This is a genomic window from Bacillus sp. HY001 (genome assembly GCF_007558965.1).
Taxonomy (GTDB): Bacteria; Bacillota; Bacilli; order Bacillales; family Bacillaceae_G; genus Bacillus_A; species Bacillus_A mobilis.
The window spans coordinates 108,239-127,372 of the sequence record NZ_VLTE01000002.1 but is presented as its reverse complement, the minus strand read 5'-3'; the positions used below and the strand labels follow the sequence as shown (position 1 = coordinate 127,372).

The window sequence follows — 19,134 nt, the reverse complement described above, 5'->3', positions numbered from 1 at the left end:
TACTATATTTTCTTGTTAGATGAAGAAGGAGTTTACAAATAAATTTTGAAGTTTAATAAGGACGTAAAAGAAAAACTTTTATTTCATGTTACAATAAACGTAATTGTTACTAGAATAAGATAGAAAGGTTGAAAGTAGGTGACATCATGGGAAAAATCATTGCTATTGCCAATCAAAAAGGTGGCGTTGGGAAAACAACCACATCTGTTAATTTAGGGGCTGGATTGGCACAAGTAGGTAAAAAGGTCCTTCTTGTAGATATTGATGCTCAAGGAAATGCAACAACTGGTGTGGGAATTGAAAAATCCGAATTAGATCAATGTATTTACAATGTTCTTGTGGAAGATGCAGATGTTCAAGGGGTTATACGTAAAACTGCAACTGAAAACTTAGATGTTCTACCCGCTACAATTCAATTGGCAGGTGCAGAAATTGAATTGGTACCGACTATTTCCCGGGAAGTACGTTTACAAAGGGCATTACAGCCAGTTCGTGATGAATATGACTATATTATTATCGACTGTCCCCCGTCCTTAGGGTTATTAACGATTAATGCATTAACCGCAGCAGATTCTGTTATTATTCCTGTTCAATGCGAGTATTACGCACTAGAAGGATTGAGTCAGCTATTAAATACAGTTCGACTTGTGCAAAAGCACTTAAATAAAAATCTAGCAATTCAAGGTGTATTGCTAACAATGTTGGATGCCCGTACGAATTTAGGGATTCAGGTTATAGATGAAGTGAAAAAATACTTTAGAGATAAAGTATACCGTTCGATTATTCCTCGTAATGTTCGTTTAAGTGAAGCACCAAGTCATGGGAAACCAATTATGCAGTATGACGCTAAATCAAGAGGGGCAGAAGTATATATAGATTTAGCAGAGGAAGTGATTGCAGGTGGCTAAAGGATTAGGAAGAGGAATCAATGTGTTTTTTCCTGATTTAGATGTGAAAGAAGAAGAGACAATTCAGGAGATTGCGATAACTGAATTAAGACCGAATCCATATCAACCACGTAAACACTTTAATAAAGAGGCGATTCAAGAATTAGCGGCTTCTATTAAAGAGCATGGCATACTGCAGCCATTAATTGCTAGGAAGAGTATTAAAGGATATGAAATCGTTGCAGGCGAAAGAAGATATCGTGCTGCCAAAGAGGCGGGGCTCGAAAAGGTACCTGCTGTTGTAAGACAATTAAATGAGCAGCAAATGATGGAGTTTGCATTGCTTGAAAACTTACAACGAGAAGATTTAAATCCAATGGAAGAAGCAATGGCATATCAAATGTTAATGAATGAGCTAAGTATAACGCAAGAACAATTAGCAAAACGTCTTGGTAAGAGCAGACCTTACATTGCAAACTATACACGGTTATTAAGCCTCCCTTCTTTTGTGCAAGATATGATTGCAAATGGCCAACTTTCAATGGCTCATGGGAGAACTTTGCTTACGATAAAAGATGAAGAACAATTAAAATCTTTATTAAAACGAATTGAAAAAGAAGGATTAAATGTTCGTCAATTAGAGAAAATTGTTCAGGAGATTAATCAACGCGTTTCACGTGAAACAAAACAAGTGAAAAAAGAGAGAAATATATTTTTTGTAGAGCGCGAAACGTTCTTAAGAGAAAAGTTTGGTACAGATGTGAAGATTAAAGAAACGAAAAAAGAAAAAGGTAAAATCGAAATTGAATTTTTTAATAAAGAAGATTTAAATCGTATTTTAGAATTATTAGCACGGAAAAACTAAAAAGCAAACCATCTTATTATTTATAGATGGTTTGCTTTTTTTAATACAGATAATTTTTGGTCTGTTTCTTTTATACTTTGTGCAATTACATCAGCCATTTTCATGACTAAACTTAATCGTGTATTCTGAAGGACGAAAAACTCCATAAAACCATTTAAATTTACGATGCCATGAATATGTAAATCACCAACTGCAGGTAACTTTTTGTTCATCGCAGCGCCAGGTTTACTAGGCCCCATTCCGGTAGTGATGGAACCGATACTTTGAGACTTTCCTAAACAGGCATCAACCGCAATTATAAACGAAGTAGGATTATCTTTCTGTATATTCTGAATTCTTTCTTCTAAATTTAGCGCATGTACTGGCTCATCTAGTGTGCCAAACACTTGGAAGTTTTTAATTCCTACTTGTTCTAGTTTCGTACCGACTAACGGACCGAGTGCATCGCCTGTAGAACGATCTGTTCCAATACAAACGAGAATAATTGGTATATTGGTTTTTATAGGGATATGGGAAAGTAGGAAGTTACTAATTGTCTCGGAGGCTTCTACGTCTTGGTGCATAACATTTTGAGTTTCTTTTTCGAAAAAGGGTAAGCGAAAACTTCCAATATTCATGAAGCATCCATCCTTTTAATAAATTTTCAAAATATGTTATATGGTGAGTAAAATGGAAAACTATAAGTGCGTACTTCTTGTAAAACTTGAGTGAAAACGGAAATAATAGTACTAGTATATATATATCCGTTCCATTTTATACCTGTATGGAAGTTAACAAATGCAATTAAAGTTATAAAATTTTTTCAGCAATTAGGAGACTTCTGATACAATAAGAAGGATAACTAAAAAGAAATTTTGGCTGGAGAGGTAGAGGTACATGGATTTATTAACAAAGTGGTTTAATGCCACGAAACAGTATTTATTAAATGCTGATCGTTGGGCTGATATTGGAACAGCGACATTGAAAATATGTATTATTTTAATAATTGGTGCGATTGTTGTACGAGTTGCGCGTGCAATTGTGCGAAATGCGTTTCGTATGGGAAGCCGTTCGCCAATTCAAATTTCAGAACGTCGTACAGTTACAGTAGCGAAGTTACTTGAAAATATTGTGGCATACGTCGTTATGTTCATTATGTTAATTGCAATTTTGGGTGTGTTTAATATTAATGCATCTGGTCTATTAGCGGGTGCTGGGGTAATTGGTTTAGCGGTCGGATTTGGTGCTCAAAGTTTAGTGAAAGATGTTATTACGGGGTTATTTATCTTGCTAGAAGATCAATTTTCAGTAGGTGACTATGTGAAAATTGGTCAGTTTGAAGGTGTCGTTCTAGAAATTGGACTTCGTACAACAAAAGTAAAGAGTTGGACAGGTGAAATTCATACTTTACCAAACGGAAGTATCATTCAGGTTACAAACTATTCAGTTAGTAATAGTGTAGCATTTGTTGATGTATCGATTTCGTATGAGGCTGATATAGCGAAAGCGGAGCAAGTCATTGAAGAGTTATTAGAAGAATTACCTGCACAGTATACGCAAATGGTAGCAAGGCCTCAGTTATTAGGTGTGCAAACATTAGCTGCATCAGAAGTTATATTACGTGTTATTGCGGAAGTAGAGCCGATGCAACATGCGGTTGTTGCAAGAGCCCTTCGTAAAGAAATTAAAAATCGTCTAGATTTACATGGAATTGAAATTCCATATCCACGTATGGTTCTATATAATCGTGAAGAATTGGTGAGTGGAAAAGCAATTTAGTATGGAGAGGGGTTTGGAGAATGGAGCAAAAGCAGTATAACTTGTACGATGTTGTGGAAATGAAGAAAGCCCACCCATGTGGTGAGAATCGCTGGAAGATTATTCGTATGGGAATGGATATCCGCATTAAGTGCGAGGGATGTGACCATTCAGTAATGATTCCTCGAAGAGAATTTGATCGTAAGGTGAAAAAAATACTTGTGAAGCACGAAGAATAGAGAGAAAGTAACAGTTGCAATGGGCGGCTGTTACTTTTTTCGTTTGGAGGAAACTTGTCATTTTTTTCGTTACTATCTATAATGATGAAAGATTGAGACATAGGAGTGAAAAATATGGGATTAACGGCTGGGATTGTTGGATTACCTAACGTAGGGAAGTCAACTTTATTTAATGCAATTACACAAGCAGGAGCAGAATCTGCAAACTATCCATTCTGTACAATTGATCCAAACGTAGGGATTGTAGAAGTACCAGATGAGCGTTTAAATAAATTAACGGAATTAGTAGAACCGAAAAAAACTGTTCCGACTGTATTTGAGTTTACTGATATTGCAGGTATCGTAAAAGGTGCTAGTAAAGGTGAAGGTTTAGGAAATAAATTCTTATCTCACATTCGCCAAGTAGATGCAATTTGCCAAGTTGTTCGTTGTTTTGAAGACGAAAATATTACACACGTTTCAGGGAAAGTAGATCCAATCGATGATATTGAAACAATCAACTTAGAGCTAATCTTAGCGGATTTAGAATCTGTTGATAAACGTATCGAACGTGTTGCGAAATTAGCAAGACAAAAAGATAAAGAAGCAGTATATGAGCATGAAATTTTAGTTCGCTTAAAAGAAGCTTTTGAAGAGGGCAAACCAGCTCGTACTGTTGAATTCACAGAAGAGCAAATGAAGATTGTTAAAGGCCTTCATTTACTTACAACGAAAGAAATGTTATATGTAGCAAACGTAAGTGAGGACGATATTATCGATCCTTCTGCAAACAAATACGTACAAATGGTAAAAGAATTTGCTGCAAATGAAAATGCTCAAGTAATCGTTGTATGTGCAAAAATCGAAGAAGAAATCGCTGAGCTAGACGAGGAAGAGAAAAAAGTATTCCTTGAAGAACTAGGCATTGAAGAATCTGGTTTAGATCAATTAATTCGTGCTGCATATGATTTATTAGGACTTGCTACTTACTTCACAGCAGGTGTACAAGAAGTACGTGCATGGACGTTCAAACAAGGTATGAAAGCACCACAATGTGCGGGCGTAATTCATACAGACTTTGAGCGTGGATTTATTCGTGCGGAAACAGTTTCTTACGAAGACTTAATGACAAACGGTTCTATGACAGCTGCAAAAGAAGCTGGTAAAGTTCGTTTAGAAGGAAAAGAGTATATCGTAAAAGACGGAGACGTTATGCACTTCCGTTTCAACGTTTAATTTAATATTTCCTAGGAAAAATAAAGATATGAGCTTGGCAAATATATTATGTGTTTGCCAAGTTTTTTATGCATGGGTGAGTTGATTCATCTAACTTACTATGATATAATCTAAACTCGTGAGTAATTACTATAAATTAATTGCTCCTTGCCCATTATGGGCCGTTTAGACCAAAAGGAGGTGAAAGTGTAATGAGAAAGTACGAAATTATGTACATCATTCGTCCTGGCGTTGAAGAAGAAGCTCAAAAAGCTTTAGTTGAACGTTTCGCAGGTGTTTTAACAAACAATGGTGCAGAAATCATTAACACGAAAGAGTGGGGTAAGCGTCGTTTAGCTTACGAAATCAACGACTTACGTGAAGGTTTCTACATGATCTTAAACGTGAACTCTAACGCAGAAGCGATTAATGAATTCGACCGTTTAGCTAAGATCAACGAAGACATCCTTCGTCATATCGTTGTTAAAGAAGAAGAAAAATAATTGATATATAAGGGAGAGTGGTTCGATTGATGAATCGTGTTATCCTCGTTGGTCGTTTAACTAAGGACCCTGACTTACGTTACACGCCCAATGGTGTTGCAGTAGCTACTTTTACGTTAGCTGTGAATCGCGCATTTGCGAATCAACAAGGTGAGCGTGAAGCTGACTTTATTAATTGTGTAATATGGCGTAAACAAGCAGAAAACGTAGCAAATTATTTGAAAAAAGGTAGCTTAGCAGGCGTAGATGGACGTCTTCAAACTCGTAATTACGATGGACAAGATGGTAAACGTGTATATGTAACAGAAGTTCTTGCGGAAAGCGTACAATTTTTAGAGCCGCGTAATGGCGGTGGGGAGCAACGTGGTTCATTTAATCAGCAACCATCAGGAGCTGGTTTCGGTAACCAAAGCTCTAACCCATTTGGTCAATCTAGTAATTCAGGTAACCAAGGTAACCAAGGGAACTCTGGATTTACGAAGAATGACGATCCATTTTCAAATGTAGGTCAACCGATCGACATTTCCGACGACGATTTACCGTTCTAATACAGTAAATTAGTTAGTTTTAACAAAGAATGGAGGGAATAGACATGGCAGGACGCAAAGGTGGACGTGCGAAACGTCGTAAGGTGTGTTTCTTCACATCTAACGGCATCACTCGCATTGACTATAAAGATGTTGATTTATTAAAACGTTTCGTTTCTGAGCGTGGTAAAATTTTACCTCGTCGTGTAACAGGAACAAGCGCAAAATACCAACGCAAACTTACAGTTGCAATTAAACGTGCTCGTCAAATGGCACTTTTACCATATGTTGGTGAATAATAGCGTATGAAATGCACAGTAGAGTCGGACTCTACTGTGCATTTTGCTATGCTTTTCTTTTTTGAAAGAGAGGTTAGATGATGAAGAATACGAAATTTATTACTGAGGGTGCAGCACTGTTAGCAATATATGCAATGTTATTGCTTATATCTATGTATGTTCCGATTTTGGGTACAGTTGTAACGTTTGCGTTGCCATTGCCATTTATATTACTAACGATAAGATATAGATTATCTAACGCCTTTGTAATTTTTACGGCGGCACTTTTTATTACTGTTATTGTCAGTCAACCGATGAACCTAGTAAAGACAACTATGTTTGGATTGATAGGTATCGTTTTAGGATATATGTATAAAAAACGAAAAAAGCCGGTAGAAATTTTGATGGCGGGGACGCTTGCGTACTTAATTGGTATTATGCTCATTTATGTTGCGAGTATAAAGTTTTTTAACATAGATTTAATGAAGCAAATGCAAAATATGTTTAATGAAAGTATGGCGCAAAGTGAAAAGATAGTTAATGCTGCGGGTATGCCTATTAGTGAAGAGCAAAAAGAGTTATTTACACAATTTAATGATGTGTTACAAACTTTATTCCCAAGTTTACTTGTAATGGTCTCGGTATGTTTTTCTTGGATTACAGTCATGATATCGGGTAGTGTTTTGAGAAAACTAAAGCATGACGTTATGCCCTGGCCTAAATTTAAAGATATACAATTACCAAAGAGTATTGTTTGGTATTACGTTATATTTATTCTGCTATCAACCTTTATAAAAGTAGAACCGACATCATATTTACATATGGTATTTTCTAACCTATATGTCATATTTGCTTTACTACTAGTACTGCAAGGTCTGACATTTATCACCTTTATAGCGCATAGCAAAGGTTTTACGAAAGGGGTTCCTATTATTAGTTTTATTGCCTGCATGTTTATTCCAATGCTGTTTCCTCTTGTGACAATCTTAGGTATAATTGATTTAGGGATTTCATTGCGTTCTAAAATAGGAGGATAAAGTAATATTCCTTATACTATTTTAATCTGTTTAACTAACTGGAAGGTGAGTTAGTTTTACTTTATAGGAGTTGTATACATGCCTGAATTTTATAAGAAACAGTGGTTTTTATATCCTGTTTACGTATTGGCATTTTTCGTGTTTGTTCTCATTTCAATCCTCTGTTATTTTCATTTAATGATGGGGATAGCTGCCTTTTTTATCTTTTGTATTGTACTTTTTGTTGTTGTACGATTTGAACTTACCTTTCAAAAGAACTTTGAAAAACATACGACAGAGATGATTACAAGGGTAAAGAAAGTGAGTAATGAGGCATTTAACCAAATGCCGATTGGTATTTTGTTATACAATAAGGATTATGGGATTGATTGGGCGAATCCTTATTTATCTTCATGCCTAGGGCAGCATGCATTAGCTGGATGGCACCTTTATGATGTATCAGAAACGTTACTTCTTTTTATTAAAGGAGAAACTTCCGATGATATAGTCTCTTTAAATAATCGAAAGTTTCGCGTTTTTGTAAGGAAAGAAGAGAAGTTAATCTATTTCTTTGATGTAACAGAACAAACTGAGATTGAAAAGATGTACGAGGATCAACGCACTGTTTTAGCTGTCATTTATTTAGATAATTATGATGAAGTTACACAAGGATTAGATGATCAATTACGTACGAATATAACAAGTCTTGTAACGTCACGACTAAATGAATGGGCCGTTAAGTATGGGGCATATTTAAAACGTGCATCTTCAGAAAGATTCTTCGTTGTACTAAATGAAAGTATTTTAGCACAAATGGAGAAAGGGAAATTTAGCATTTTAGATCAAGTGCGTGAAGAAACATCTAAAAGGAATATACCACTTACCTTAAGCGTAGGTGTTGGATCAGGTGATTTACCTTTATCAGAGCTTGGGGCAATGGCTCAGTCCGGCTTAGACCTTGCGCTTGGCCGTGGTGGAGATCAAGTTGCAATTAAACAAGCGACAGGTAAAGTTAAGTTTTATGGTGGTAAGACAAATCCGGTTGAAAAACGTACTCGTGTACGTGCTAGAGTTATTTCGCATGCATTAAAGGATTTAGTATTAGAAAGTAGCAATGTCATTATAATGGGGCATAGAGCTCCTGATATGGACGCAATCGGTGCTGCGATTGGTATTTTAAAGGTAGCGCAATTAAATGAGCGCAAAGGATATATCGTGCTAGATGAAAATGATTCTGATAAGGGAATTAAGCGTTTAATGGATAAAGTGAAACAAAACGAAGAGTTATGGTCTCACTTTATTACACCAGAACAAGCGATGGAATTTGCAAATGATGATTCGTTACTTGTTGTTGTTGATACGCATAAACCTTCAATGGTGATGGAAGAAAAGCTGTTACACAAAATTGAAAATGTAGTTGTTATTGACCATCATCGCCGAGGAGAAGATTTTATTGAAGATCCATTGCTTGTTTACATGGAGCCATATGCTTCTTCCACGGCAGAACTTGTTACAGAATTACTTGAATACCAACCGAAAAATTTAAAAATGACAATGTTAGAAGCGACGGCATTGTTAGCGGGTATTATTGTTGATACGAAAAGCTTTACATTCCGGACGGGTGCTCGTACGTTTGATGCGGCTTCTTATTTACGCTCACATGGTGCAGATACTGTACTTGTACAAGAGCTTTTAAAAGAAGATATGGATCAGTACCTACGGGTTGCAAAAGCTATTAAAAATGCGTACATTTATACAAATGGAATTGCGATTGCAAAAGTGGATAGTGATGATTACTACGATCAAGTGCTTATTGCGCAATCGGCGGACACATTATTAACAATGACAGGAATTATTGCATCATTTGTTATTGCAAAACGTGGCGAGAATTTCATTGGAATTAGCGGCAGGTCTTTAGGTGAAGTGAATGTGCAGCTAATTATGGAGAATTTAGGCGGTGGTGGGCATTTAACGAATGCAGCCACACAAATGAAAAATGTTACAGTAGATGAAGCTGAGGAGAAGCTTCGATTTGTTATTGATGACTATTTACAGGGAGGCACACAATCATGAAAGTAATTTTTCTAAAAGACGTAAAAGGTAAAGGGAAAAAAGGAGAAGTAAAAAACGTACCAGATGGCTATGCAAATAACTTCTTACTAAAACAAGGATTAGCTGCTGAGGCGACAAATAGCAGTATGAAAACTTTAGAAGCTCAAAAACGCAAAGAAGAAAAAGATGCAGAGGCAGAGCTTGAAAGTGCAAAAGAGTTAAAAGAAACGTTAGAGAAACTAACTGTGGAAGTAAAGGCTAAATCTGGAGAAGGTGGCCGTCTATTCGGTTCAATCACAAGTAAACAAATCGTAGATGCAATGCAAAAATCACATAAAATTAAACTTGATAAGCGTAAATTTGAAATGGATGATGCGATCCGTGCATTAGGCTATACAAACGTTACTGTGAAATTGCATCCGCAAGTAACAGCAACAGTAAAAGTTCATGTTAGTGAACAATAAAAATAAGTTAAGCAAGGAGGATTGCGTATGAGTGATGTAATGGCTGATCGTACCCCTCCGCATAATATAGAGGCTGAGCAGGCGGTTTTAGGGGCCATATTAATTGACCAAGATGCATTAACGGCAGCGTCGGAATTATTGGTACCTGACTCATTTTATCGAACGAAACATCAAAAGATTTTTGAAGTCATGCTTGGGTTATCTGATAAAGGAGAACCGATTGACTTAGTAATAATGACATCAGCAATGGCTGATCAAGGATTATTAGAAGAAGTTGGTGGGGTTTCTTACTTAGCAGAATTAGCAGAAGTTGTTCCAACTGCTGCTAACGTAGAATATTATGCACGAATCATCGCTGAAAAGGCGCTCTTACGTCGTTTGATTCGAACAGCGACTCATATCGTGTCTGATGGGTATGAGAGAGAAGATGATGTGGATGGCCTTTTAAATGAGGCTGAGAAAAAAATATTAGAAGTATCTCACCAAACGAATGCAAAAGCATTCCAAAATATTAAAGATGTTCTTGTAGATGCTTACGATAAAATTGAACTTTTGCATAATCAAAAAGGTGAAGTTACTGGGATACCAACTGGATTTACTGAATTAGATAAGATGACCGCAGGTTTCCAGCGAAATGATTTAATTATCGTAGCGGCACGTCCGTCAGTAGGGAAAACCGCATTTTCATTAAATATCGCACAAAACGTAGCGACGAAAACGGATGAAAATGTAGCGATTTTTAGTCTGGAGATGGGTTCTGATCAGCTTGTTATGCGTATGCTTTGTGCAGAAGGAAATATTGATGCACAAAGACTTCGTACCGGTTCATTAACTTCTGATGATTGGGCAAAATTAACGATGGCGATGGGTAGTCTTTCTAATGCTGGTATCTATATTGATGATACACCAGGGATTAAAGTAAATGAGATTCGAGCGAAATGTCGTAGATTAAAACAAGAACAAGGTCTTGGGATGGTTTTGATTGACTATTTACAGCTTATTCAAGGAAGCGGGAAATCAGGAGAAAACCGTCAGCAGGAAGTATCTGAGATCTCTCGTACATTAAAAGGGATTGCGCGTGAATTGCAAGTGCCTGTTATTGCCTTGTCACAGTTATCCCGTGGTGTAGAATCTCGTCAAGATAAACGTCCGATGATGTCTGATATTCGTGAATCGGGAAGTATTGAGCAGGATGCTGATATTGTAGCCTTCTTATATCGTGAAGATTACTATGACCGAGAAACGGAAAATAAAAATACGATTGAAATTATTATTGCAAAGCAGCGTAACGGTCCTGTAGGCTCAGTAGAGCTTGCATTCGTTAAAGAGTTCAATAAGTTCGTTAACTTAGAACGTCGCTTCGAGGATGGACATGCGCCGCCTGCATAAAGAGAGTATAAAAAAGAAACGCATTTCTTATAATAAGATGTGTTTCTTTTTTTTTATAGGAAAGATAAGGCTTTCATAATGTAAAAATATAATTCTTACGAACGAAAATGTTTTTTTATAAAAAAATGTTCGCTTTTTGGTTGACTTCTTTTTCGGTTTTGGTACAATTATATTGTTTGAATAGATCGTTTGAAAATCGCGGAGGTGCTTTAATAATGTCTTCAGTAGTAGTTGTAGGAACACAATGGGGCGACGAAGGAAAAGGTAAAATCACTGATTTTCTTTCTGAGCATGCGGAAGTAGTTGCAAGATATCAAGGTGGAAATAACGCGGGACATACAATTGTTTTCGGCGGAGTTAAATATAAATTACACTTAATTCCATCTGGTATTTTCTATAAAGAGAAAATTTGTGTAATCGGAAATGGCTTAGTAGTAGATCCGAAAGCATTACTTGAAGAGTTAAAATACTTACACGATCGTGGTGTAAGTACTGATAATTTACGTGTAAGTAACCGTGCGCACGTTATTTTACCTTATCACTTAAAACAAGATGAGTTAGAAGAAGCAAGTAAAGGTGATAACAAAATCGGTACAACGAAAAAAGGTATCGGTCCTGCATATATGGATAAAGCTGCTCGTATCGGTATTCGTATGGCTGATCTTTTAGACCGTGAAGCATTTAAAGAAAAGCTTGAGCGCAATTTAGTAGAAAAAAATCGTTTATTTGAAAAAATGTACGATACAGAAGGTTTCAGTGTAGAAGAAATCTTCGAAGAGTACTTCGAGTACGGACAACAAATCGCACAATATGTATGTGATACGTCTGTTGTATTAAATGATGCACTAGATAACAATCACCGTGTATTATTTGAAGGTGCACAAGGTGTTATGCTTGATATCGACCACGGTACGTACCCGTTCGTTACATCGTCTAACCCGATTGCTGGTGGTGTAACAGTTGGAACTGGAGTTGGTCCTGCGAAAGTTACTCGCGTTGTAGGTGTATGTAAAGCATATACAAGCCGCGTAGGTGATGGTCCGTTCCCTACTGAGCTTAATGATGAAATTGGTCATCAAATTCGTGAAGTTGGTCGTGAGTATGGAACGACAACTGGTCGTCCACGCCGTGTAGGTTGGTTCGATAGCGTTGTTGTAAGACATGCACGTCGTGTTAGTGGTTTAACAGATCTATCATTAAATTCTATCGACGTTCTAACAGGTATTCCGACTCTTAAAATTTGTGTTGCTTACAAATACAATGGCGAAGTTATCGATGAAGTTCCAGCAAACTTAAACATTTTAGCGAAATGTGAGCCTGTATACGAAGAGCTTTCAGGTTGGACAGAAGATATTACTGGTGTAAAATCATTAGACGAGCTTCCTGAAAATGCACGAAAATACGTAGAACGTGTTTCTGAGTTAACAGGAATTCAATTATCTATGTTCTCAGTTGGACCAGATCGTAACCAAACAAATATCGTTCGTAACGTATACGAAGCTTAATTGATATTTTTGAGAAAAAACTCATGTCCGCATGAGTTTTTTCTTATCTTTTATAAAAAAAATAAAAAAAGGTATTGCAAAAAACAAATAAAACATGTTATGATACATCTTGTCGTCACGAAAATATGACGTTGGTGAGTATGAGCCATTAGCTCAGTTGGTAGAGCATCTGACTTTTAATCAGAGGGTCGAAGGTTCGAATCCTTCATGGCTCACCATTTTATTTTTCGTGGCCCGTTGGTCAAGTGGTTAAGACACCGCCCTTTCACGGCGGTAACACGGGTTCGAATCCCGTACGGGTCATGTTTTTTTATGTTCATTTTTGGTCCCGTGGTGTAGTGGTTAACATGCCTGCCTGTCACGCAGGAGATCGCCGGTTCGACCCCGGTCGGGACCGCCACTTTTGTTTATACCACCATTAGTGGTTTTATATATAGTTTTGGCTCGGTAGCTCAGTCGGTAGAGCAGAGGACTGAAAATCCTCGTGTCGGCGGTTCGATTCCGTCCCGAGCCACTCTCAGGATATTAAGTGGGCCCACTTAATATCCTTTTTATTTGTGTAATTTTACAAAATTGAGTAGTTATTTTAAAATAGAATGAGGAGCCTCTAGCAGTTGAAGCTAGAGGTTTTTCTATAGATCGTATAGGATTCCGTGTAAAAGTGGATCATACATGAGTCTGTGAGAATAGAGGAGAAAGTACTTAAGCAAAAGATGCGGTCATATAGGGACATACTATGTAGACATCAATGTGTTTAGGGATATTGACCATATTTTTACCCGCTATTTACCGGGCAGTAAGCCCCCACCTTAAAATTCAACGAAAGCAAAGAAGTTAGGTGTGGGATCAACTTCCCGTAAAAGCCCGATTAGTGAGGGCTAATAATCAGTGGATGATGAAGAAAACACCCACTGATTAAAGTTTCACTTTATAAGGAGGAAATAGACGATGATGGGAAAGAAAATTTTAGTAGTTGATGATGAAAAGCCGATTGCGGATATTTTGAAGTTCAACCTAGAAAAAGAAGGTTTTGAAATTGTAATGGCGCATGACGGTGATGAAGCGATTGAAAAAGCGAATGAAGAGCAGCCAGATATGGTTTTATTAGATATTATGCTACCAGGTAAGGATGGCTTAGAGGTTTGTCGTGAAATACGTAAAAGCTCAGAAATGCCGATTATTATGCTTACAGCAAAGGATTCTGAAATTGATAAAGTATTAGGGCTTGAGCTTGGTGCAGATGATTATGTAACGAAGCCATTTAGTACGAGGGAATTACTTGCTCGTGTGAAGGCGAATTTACGCCGCCATCAACAAGGTGGTGCTGCAGAAAAAGAAGAAAATACGGAAATGGTTATTGGACCAATTGTTATCAATCCAAATGCGTATAGTGTAACGAAACGTGAGGAAAATATTGAACTTACGCATCGTGAATTTGAGCTACTGCATTATTTAGCAAAACATTTAGGTCAAGTTATGACTCGCGAACATTTATTGCAAACGGTTTGGGGTTATGACTATTTTGGAGATGTACGTACAGTGGATGTAACAGTACGTCGTTTACGTGAAAAAATTGAAGATAATCCGAGTCATCCTACTTTAATTGTAACTAGACGTGGAGTAGGGTATTACTTGCGTGACCCAGAGCAGGAATAGTATATGAAGAAAGTCGGTTTTTTTCAATCTATTCATTTAAAATTTGTACTCATATATATGCTATTAATATTAATAGCTATGCAAGTTATTGGGGTATATTTCGTAAGGGAATTAGAAAAGAGTCTTGTACAGGGCTTTAGAGATTCTTTAACGCAGCAAACGAACTTATTAGCGTATAACTTGAAACAAGAGTTTAAAAAAAGTCATACAAAAGCAGAAACAGAATCAACAGATGAAACGATTAAAACTTCAATTCGAAAATTTGCCTCTGATCGAAAGAAAGATATCCAAGAAGTAAGAGTATTTGATTCGAATAGAAAGTTACTTGCTATTTCAGATGAGTCAAAGCAAAACAAGGTAAATAGAACATCAACTGATATAGCTGTTCAGCGGGTATTGGTACAGAAAAAGCCAGAAGTGAAAATTGAGAAGGATGGTCGTACAGGCCATCGTGTACAAGTTATGATTACTCCTATTCTAGATGATAACGGCAAAGATGCACTTGGTGTTATTTACATTGTTGCATCTATGGAAGATGTTTATAAACAGATGAAGGATATTAATCAAATTTTTGCGACTGGAACCGTTATTGCATTACTCGTAACAGCTGTACTTGGAATTTTGTTAGCTCAAACGATTACGAGACCAATCTCAGATATGCGAAGACAAGCGATTGAAATGGCAAAAGGGAACTATTCAAGAAAAGTAAAAGTGCATAGCCATGATGAAATTGGACAATTAGCATTATCTTTCAATAATTTATCAAAAAAATTACAACAAGCTCGTTCTTCAACGGAAAGTGAAAGACGTAAATTATCATCCGTTTTATCACATATGACAGATGGAGTAATTGCTACTGACCGAAAAGGGGACATTATTTTATTAAATGATCCTGCGGAAAAGATGCTAAATGTTTCGCGTGAAACGGCGCTCGATCAATCTGTTTTAGAAGTATTAGGGATACAAGAAGAATTTACGCTTGATCATTTATACGAAGAGCCTGATTCTGTATTATTAGATTTTAGTACGAGAAATGAACCATATATTTTACGTGCTAGTTTCTCTGTTATTCAAAAAGAGACAGGGAAAGCAAATGGTTTAATAGCCGTATTATATGACGTAACTGAGCAGGAGCGTATAGAAAGGGAACGCCGTGAGTTTGTAGCAAACGTTTCCCATGAATTAAGAACGCCATTAACAACGATGCGCAGTTACTTAGAGGCACTTACGGATGGTGCGTGGCAAGATCCGAATATTGCACCGCAATTTTTAACAGTTACACAAGAAGAAACAGAAAGAATGATTAGACTTGTAAATGCGTTATTGCAACTTTCTAAACTCGATAGTACAGAGCATCGTTTAATGAAAGAATGGGTCGACTTTACTGACTTCTTTAATAACATTATTGATCGTTTTGAAATGTCTAAAGAGCAAAACGTAAGTTTCAAACGATCTTTCTCTAAGAAATCCCGATTTATTGATATGGATACGGATAAAATTACGCAAGTATTGTATAACATTATTTCGAATGCATTAAAGTATTCACCAGAAGGTGGAACAGTAACATATCGCTTACGTGATCGCGGGGAATTATTAGAGATTAGTGTAAGTGACCAAGGAATGGGTATTCCAAAAGAAAACGTCGATAAAATCTTTGAACGTTTTTATCGCGTAGATAAAGCACGTTCAAGACAAATGGGTGGTACAGGACTTGGATTAGCAATTGCGAAAGAAATGATTGAGGCACATGGTGGCTCGATTTGGGCGAAGAGTGAGGAAGGAAAAGGGACAACTATTTACTTCACATTGCCAATGGCAGCGGATGAAGAGGACGATTGGGAATGAGTATGGAAAATGTTAAAACGATAGTTTTAATTAATTTAGTTGTAATTAGTCTATTTCTTACTTTTAACTTATGGACGTATGTGCCAGATTCCACGTCTATGCAAAACGCAAAATTTGTGCAGGGTAATGAAGGAACTACTCAAACTAAAATCGCTGATGTTGTCCGTCCTACTTCTATCATCGTGCATAAAGATAAAAATCATTACGGGAGCAAAAGAGAGGGAGATATAGAATCAATCTATAAACCTTTGGAAGCAGGGGAATTATATGATTTCAAAGAGATATCGATTGCTAAAGCTGATTTCCTTTCTTATGTGCATGGTGAAGGGAAAATTGAACTTATTTTTCCTACCAACATCCCATTTGATGCAGTTAAATCTATGTTTAATATGAAAGGAAAAAGTATAGATAAACCTAAACATTTTAATCGAATTATTCTTGATCCGTCTAGAAGTAGAGATCAAGAAATTAAAATTAATTTTGTTTCTGATGGTGATAACTCTAGAATATATGAAGCAAAATTAAGTGGTGTGTATTTAAAAGATATTGTAAATGCACAAAATCAATTTATAGTATCGGCAAAACCTTATTTTGACTATCAAATTAATGATATGAAAAAGCTATTTTTACCAGATGGAACGACAGAATTAAGTAATATAACATATATTTCATCTAATTTAGCGGTGGATACATTTAAGAATGCCCTTTTTAGTGACCCACGTTATTTAAGCCCTATTACTGAGAAATCAAAAGAAACATTTACAGATGGTATTAGATCCATGGAGATTGAAAACGATCAGCATATGTTAAAGTATAAAAATTCTTCTGTTTCAAGTGAGAAAACGACAGATAATTTAATGCTTTTACAAAAAAGCTTTGATTTTGTAAATGGTCACAGTGGGAGTTTGGATTCATATCGTTTGGACTATATGAATAAAGGACAGACCGTATTCCGTTTACACGAAGATGGATACTCCGTATTCAATACAGATGGATTAGCTGAACTGAGACAAGTATGGGGATCAGAAGAAGTAATGGAATATGAAAGACCGTTGTTGTCTTTAAATACGAAAGGCATAGAACAGAAGGTTACTCTTCCATCAGGTCACGTTGTAATGGCATCCTTAGAAAATAATGCCGCGGTAGATAAACGATTCATTAAAGACGTTGGTATTGGATACAAATTATCACTAGATGGGCAAGTAGCTAGGCTACAGCCAATTTGGTATGTAAAGTTTGTTGAAGATGAAGCTGGCAAACAAAAAATATATGAGTGGAGTGAGGGAGGACTAAATGGATTGGGATCGGATTAAAACCATATTTATTGTGACCTTTTTTGTTTTGGACCTCTTTCTCATTTTTCAATTCATTCAAAAGCAAGATAGTAATCAATTGGAGCTTATTGCAGAAACAAAGATAGATCAAGAATTAAAAGCAAACAAAATTACTATGGGTAATTTCCCTAAAGAACCGAAAAAAGAGTCATTTATTAGGGCGGAAAACAAGGCATTTAAAGAAGAAGATGTACAGTCTTTAAAAAATCAAACAGCGCATATACAAAATATGTACAAGATAGAAAGTAAGCTAAAAGAGCCCTTTTTGAATACAAAATCATTATCCAAAGATAAGTATAGTGATTTTTTGAAGAACTATGTATTGGATGGACAAAAGTATGAGTATGGGGCGATGAAAGACTCTAAAATCTACTTCTTCCAAAAGTATAAAGATAAGCCTATTTTCTATAACGATCAGGCAATGATTGTTGTGGAATTAAATGAAAAAAATGAACTTGTTTCGTACACACAGACGATGCTAACTGATTTAAAAGAAATGGGCGAAAGTGAAAAAACGAAACAGCAAGAAATTATTACTGCTCAAACGGCTTTAGAGAATCTGTATTTAAAAAATAAAGTTCATGGGAATACACATGTAAAAGAAGCACAAATTGGTTATGCCACCCTTACCGCAGCTACTTCTAATAACCAAGTACTTGCTCCGACGTGGAATTTAAAAACGGAGCAGAAGCAGGACTTCTTTGTAAATGCAATTGAAGGACAAGTTATGGAATTAGGGGAAAGGGAAAATCAAGTGGTTGATGAACATACTGGAGTGAGAAAGAATGGGGTTGCATTTTAGCGTACTTGCAAGTGGAAGTACAGGGAATATGCTATATGTAGGAACAGATGAAAAAAAATTACTTGTCGATGCAGGTTTAAGTGGTAAAGCAACAGAGGCTTTATTTAAACAGGCAGAACTAAATATAAATGATGTATCAGGTATTCTTGTAACACATGAACATAGTGACCATATTAAAGGGTTAGGTGTATTGGCACGTAAATATGATTTACCTGTTTATGCAAATGAGAAAACATGGAATGCAATGGAACATTTAATTGGAAATATCCCAACTGAGCAAAAGTTTATTTTCTCAGTTGGGGATGTGAAAACATTCGGTGATATTGAGGTCGAGTCATTTGGGGTTTCTCATGATGCGGCAGAGCCGATGTTTTATGCTTTTCATAACAATAATAGAAAGTTAGCCCTTATTACGGATACGGGATACGTGAGTGACCGTATGAAAGGTGTTATTAAGGGTGCGAATGCTTTCGTGTTTGAAAGTAATCATGACGTGGAAATGCTTCGTATGGGACGTTATCCATGGAGTATTAAGCGACGTATTTTAAGTGATGTGGGGCACGTTTGTAATGAAGATGCTGCATTAGCGATGGCGGATGTAATTACAGATGAGACAAAACATATTTATTTAGCCCATTTAAGTTTAGATAATAACATGAAAGAACTAGCACGTATGTCAGTATCACAAGTATTAGAGGAAAAAGGATTTGGAGTGGGAGAAGCCTTCGAAATTCATGATACAGATCCGAAAATGCCTACAAAAATTCAATACGTATAATTCTTCATTTTAGTAAACAATAAAGGTGAATATAGTTGTTTTCAGGAAGATAGGTGAACAAAT

At 36.5% G+C, this 19,134-nt stretch carries 19 protein-coding genes and 4 tRNA genes; 22 read left to right on the top strand and 1 reads right to left on the bottom strand.

Annotation, left to right across the window (positions count from 1 at the left end):
* Window positions 1-146: 146 nt before the first annotated feature.
* Window positions 147-908: a sporulation initiation inhibitor protein Soj gene (soj, locus tag FOT98_RS01135; protein ID WP_000516117.1), complete on the top strand. Its 762-nt coding sequence runs from the start codon at window positions 147-149 to the stop codon at window positions 906-908.
* A complete protein-coding gene (gene spo0J, locus FOT98_RS01130) occupies window positions 901-1,752 on the top strand; it encodes a stage 0 sporulation protein Spo0J (protein ID WP_080467748.1) in 852 nt (283 codons plus the stop codon). Before soj ends, spo0J begins: the two co-directional genes overlap by 8 nt.
* Window positions 1,753-1,772: 20 nt before the next feature.
* On the opposite strand, the gene yyaC is transcribed toward spo0J, so the two are convergent.
* On the bottom strand, window positions 1,773-2,369 hold the full coding sequence (gene yyaC, locus FOT98_RS01125) for a spore protease YyaC (protein ID WP_001020739.1): 597 nt from the start codon (window positions 2,367-2,369) through the stop codon (window positions 1,773-1,775).
* A 259-nt stretch (window positions 2,370-2,628) separates the two neighbouring features.
* Between yyaC and FOT98_RS01120 the strand changes: the two genes are divergently transcribed.
* The 20 genes from FOT98_RS01120 to FOT98_RS01025 all read left to right on the top strand — a co-directional run bounded on the left by FOT98_RS01120 (window position 2,629) and on the right by FOT98_RS01025 (window position 19,071).
* Complete coding sequence (locus tag FOT98_RS01120) at window positions 2,629-3,510, top strand: mechanosensitive ion channel family protein (protein WP_063262416.1); 882 nt, start codon at window positions 2,629-2,631, stop codon at window positions 3,508-3,510.
* Between the two features lie 20 nt (window positions 3,511-3,530).
* Entirely contained in the window at window positions 3,531-3,728 is a 198-nt protein-coding gene (locus FOT98_RS01115) for a DUF951 domain-containing protein (protein ID WP_000436051.1), read from the top strand.
* A gap of 114 nt (window positions 3,729-3,842) precedes the next feature.
* Window positions 3,843-4,943 carry a redox-regulated ATPase YchF gene (gene ychF / locus FOT98_RS01110; RefSeq protein ID WP_061679597.1) on the top strand — a complete coding sequence of 367 codons (1,101 nt, stop codon included), beginning with the start codon at window positions 3,843-3,845 and terminating at the stop codon, window positions 4,941-4,943.
* Between the two features lie 191 nt (window positions 4,944-5,134).
* On the top strand, window positions 5,135-5,425 hold the full coding sequence (rpsF, locus tag FOT98_RS01105; RefSeq protein WP_001233781.1) for a 30S ribosomal protein S6: 291 nt from the start codon (window positions 5,135-5,137) through the stop codon (window positions 5,423-5,425).
* A gap of 26 nt (window positions 5,426-5,451) precedes the next feature.
* A complete protein-coding gene (gene ssb, locus FOT98_RS01100; RefSeq protein WP_000981963.1) occupies window positions 5,452-5,973 on the top strand; it encodes a single-stranded DNA-binding protein in 522 nt (173 codons plus the stop codon).
* 44 nt (window positions 5,974-6,017) lie between these two features.
* Window positions 6,018-6,251: a 30S ribosomal protein S18 gene (gene rpsR, locus FOT98_RS01095; RefSeq protein WP_000918874.1), complete on the top strand. Its 234-nt coding sequence runs from the start codon at window positions 6,018-6,020 to the stop codon at window positions 6,249-6,251.
* 80 nt (window positions 6,252-6,331) lie between these two features.
* Window positions 6,332-7,267, top strand: coding sequence for a YybS family protein (locus FOT98_RS01090; RefSeq protein ID WP_063262415.1), 936 nt, complete (start codon window positions 6,332-6,334; stop codon window positions 7,265-7,267).
* A 78-nt stretch (window positions 7,268-7,345) separates the two neighbouring features.
* Window positions 7,346-9,319: a DHH family phosphoesterase gene (locus FOT98_RS01085; protein WP_061679599.1), complete on the top strand. Its 1,974-nt coding sequence runs from the start codon at window positions 7,346-7,348 to the stop codon at window positions 9,317-9,319.
* The gene (gene rplI, locus FOT98_RS01080) at window positions 9,316-9,762 is read left to right on the top strand and encodes a 50S ribosomal protein L9 (protein WP_061679600.1); all 447 of its coding nucleotides are present in this window, start codon (window positions 9,316-9,318) and stop codon (window positions 9,760-9,762) included. Before FOT98_RS01085 ends, rplI begins: the two co-directional genes overlap by 4 nt.
* Before the next feature lie 27 nt (window positions 9,763-9,789).
* The gene (gene dnaB, locus FOT98_RS01075; RefSeq protein WP_061679601.1) at window positions 9,790-11,151 is read left to right on the top strand and encodes a replicative DNA helicase; all 1,362 of its coding nucleotides are present in this window, start codon (window positions 9,790-9,792) and stop codon (window positions 11,149-11,151) included.
* A gap of 215 nt (window positions 11,152-11,366) precedes the next feature.
* The gene (locus FOT98_RS01070; RefSeq protein ID WP_000100234.1) at window positions 11,367-12,656 is read left to right on the top strand and encodes an adenylosuccinate synthase; all 1,290 of its coding nucleotides are present in this window, start codon (window positions 11,367-11,369) and stop codon (window positions 12,654-12,656) included.
* A gap of 142 nt (window positions 12,657-12,798) precedes the next feature.
* A tRNA-Lys gene (locus FOT98_RS01065) sits at window positions 12,799-12,874 on the top strand.
* A gap of 13 nt (window positions 12,875-12,887) precedes the next feature.
* Window positions 12,888-12,959 (top strand) — tRNA-Glu (locus FOT98_RS01060).
* Between the two features lie 21 nt (window positions 12,960-12,980).
* Window positions 12,981-13,056 (top strand) — tRNA-Asp (locus tag FOT98_RS01055).
* Window positions 13,057-13,097: 41 nt separating this feature from the next.
* A tRNA-Phe gene (locus tag FOT98_RS01050) sits at window positions 13,098-13,170 on the top strand.
* Window positions 13,171-13,604: 434 nt separating this feature from the next.
* Complete coding sequence (gene walR, locus FOT98_RS01045) at window positions 13,605-14,312, top strand: cell wall metabolism DNA-binding response regulator WalR (RefSeq protein ID WP_000971865.1); 708 nt, start codon at window positions 13,605-13,607, stop codon at window positions 14,310-14,312.
* 3 nt (window positions 14,313-14,315) lie between these two features.
* Window positions 14,316-16,157 (top strand): cell wall metabolism sensor histidine kinase WalK, encoded by a 1,842-nt coding sequence (gene walK, locus FOT98_RS01040; RefSeq protein ID WP_061680121.1) that lies wholly within the window; start codon window positions 14,316-14,318, stop codon window positions 16,155-16,157.
* A complete protein-coding gene (locus tag FOT98_RS01035; RefSeq protein WP_061680120.1) occupies window positions 16,154-17,470 on the top strand; it encodes a YycH family regulatory protein in 1,317 nt (438 codons plus the stop codon). Before walK ends, FOT98_RS01035 begins: the two co-directional genes overlap by 4 nt.
* On the top strand, window positions 17,451-18,293 hold the full coding sequence (locus FOT98_RS01030; protein ID WP_063262414.1) for a two-component system regulatory protein YycI: 843 nt from the start codon (window positions 17,451-17,453) through the stop codon (window positions 18,291-18,293). The genes FOT98_RS01035 and FOT98_RS01030 overlap by 20 nt, the downstream gene beginning before the upstream one ends.
* A complete protein-coding gene (locus FOT98_RS01025; RefSeq protein WP_000522836.1) occupies window positions 18,277-19,071 on the top strand; it encodes an MBL fold metallo-hydrolase in 795 nt (264 codons plus the stop codon). Before FOT98_RS01030 ends, FOT98_RS01025 begins: the two co-directional genes overlap by 17 nt.
* Window positions 19,072-19,134: the final 63 nt, after the last annotated feature.

Excerpts from the sequence above, each read along its gene's own strand:
- dnaB (WP_061679601.1), top strand. The coding sequence starts at position 9,790 with ATGAGTGATGTAATGGCTGATCGTACCCCTCCGCATAATATAGAGGCT.
- rpsF (WP_001233781.1), top strand. The coding sequence starts at position 5,135 with ATGAGAAAGTACGAAATTATGTACATCATTCGTCCTGGCGTTGAAGAA.
- FOT98_RS01035 (WP_061680120.1), top strand. The coding sequence starts at position 16,154 with ATGAGTATGGAAAATGTTAAAACGATAGTTTTAATTAATTTAGTTGTA.
- FOT98_RS01085 (WP_061679599.1), top strand. The coding sequence starts at position 7,346 with ATGCCTGAATTTTATAAGAAACAGTGGTTTTTATATCCTGTTTACGTA.
- FOT98_RS01025 (WP_000522836.1), top strand. The coding sequence starts at position 18,277 with ATGGGGTTGCATTTTAGCGTACTTGCAAGTGGAAGTACAGGGAATATG.
- FOT98_RS01120 (WP_063262416.1), top strand. The coding sequence starts at position 2,629 with ATGGATTTATTAACAAAGTGGTTTAATGCCACGAAACAGTATTTATTA.
- FOT98_RS01070 (WP_000100234.1), top strand. The coding sequence starts at position 11,367 with ATGTCTTCAGTAGTAGTTGTAGGAACACAATGGGGCGACGAAGGAAAA.
- FOT98_RS01115 (WP_000436051.1), top strand. The coding sequence starts at position 3,531 with ATGGAGCAAAAGCAGTATAACTTGTACGATGTTGTGGAAATGAAGAAA.
- walR (WP_000971865.1), top strand. The coding sequence starts at position 13,605 with ATGATGGGAAAGAAAATTTTAGTAGTTGATGATGAAAAGCCGATTGCG.
- soj (WP_000516117.1), top strand. The coding sequence starts at position 147 with ATGGGAAAAATCATTGCTATTGCCAATCAAAAAGGTGGCGTTGGGAAA.
- walK (WP_061680121.1), top strand. The coding sequence starts at position 14,316 with ATGAAGAAAGTCGGTTTTTTTCAATCTATTCATTTAAAATTTGTACTC.
- rpsR (WP_000918874.1), top strand. The coding sequence starts at position 6,018 with ATGGCAGGACGCAAAGGTGGACGTGCGAAACGTCGTAAGGTGTGTTTC.
- yyaC (WP_001020739.1), bottom strand. The coding sequence starts at position 2,369 with ATGAATATTGGAAGTTTTCGCTTACCCTTTTTCGAAAAAGAAACTCAA.
- rplI (WP_061679600.1), top strand. The coding sequence starts at position 9,316 with ATGAAAGTAATTTTTCTAAAAGACGTAAAAGGTAAAGGGAAAAAAGGA.
- FOT98_RS01030 (WP_063262414.1), top strand. The coding sequence starts at position 17,451 with ATGGATTGGGATCGGATTAAAACCATATTTATTGTGACCTTTTTTGTT.
- ychF (WP_061679597.1), top strand. The coding sequence starts at position 3,843 with ATGGGATTAACGGCTGGGATTGTTGGATTACCTAACGTAGGGAAGTCA.
- FOT98_RS01090 (WP_063262415.1), top strand. The coding sequence starts at position 6,332 with ATGAAGAATACGAAATTTATTACTGAGGGTGCAGCACTGTTAGCAATA.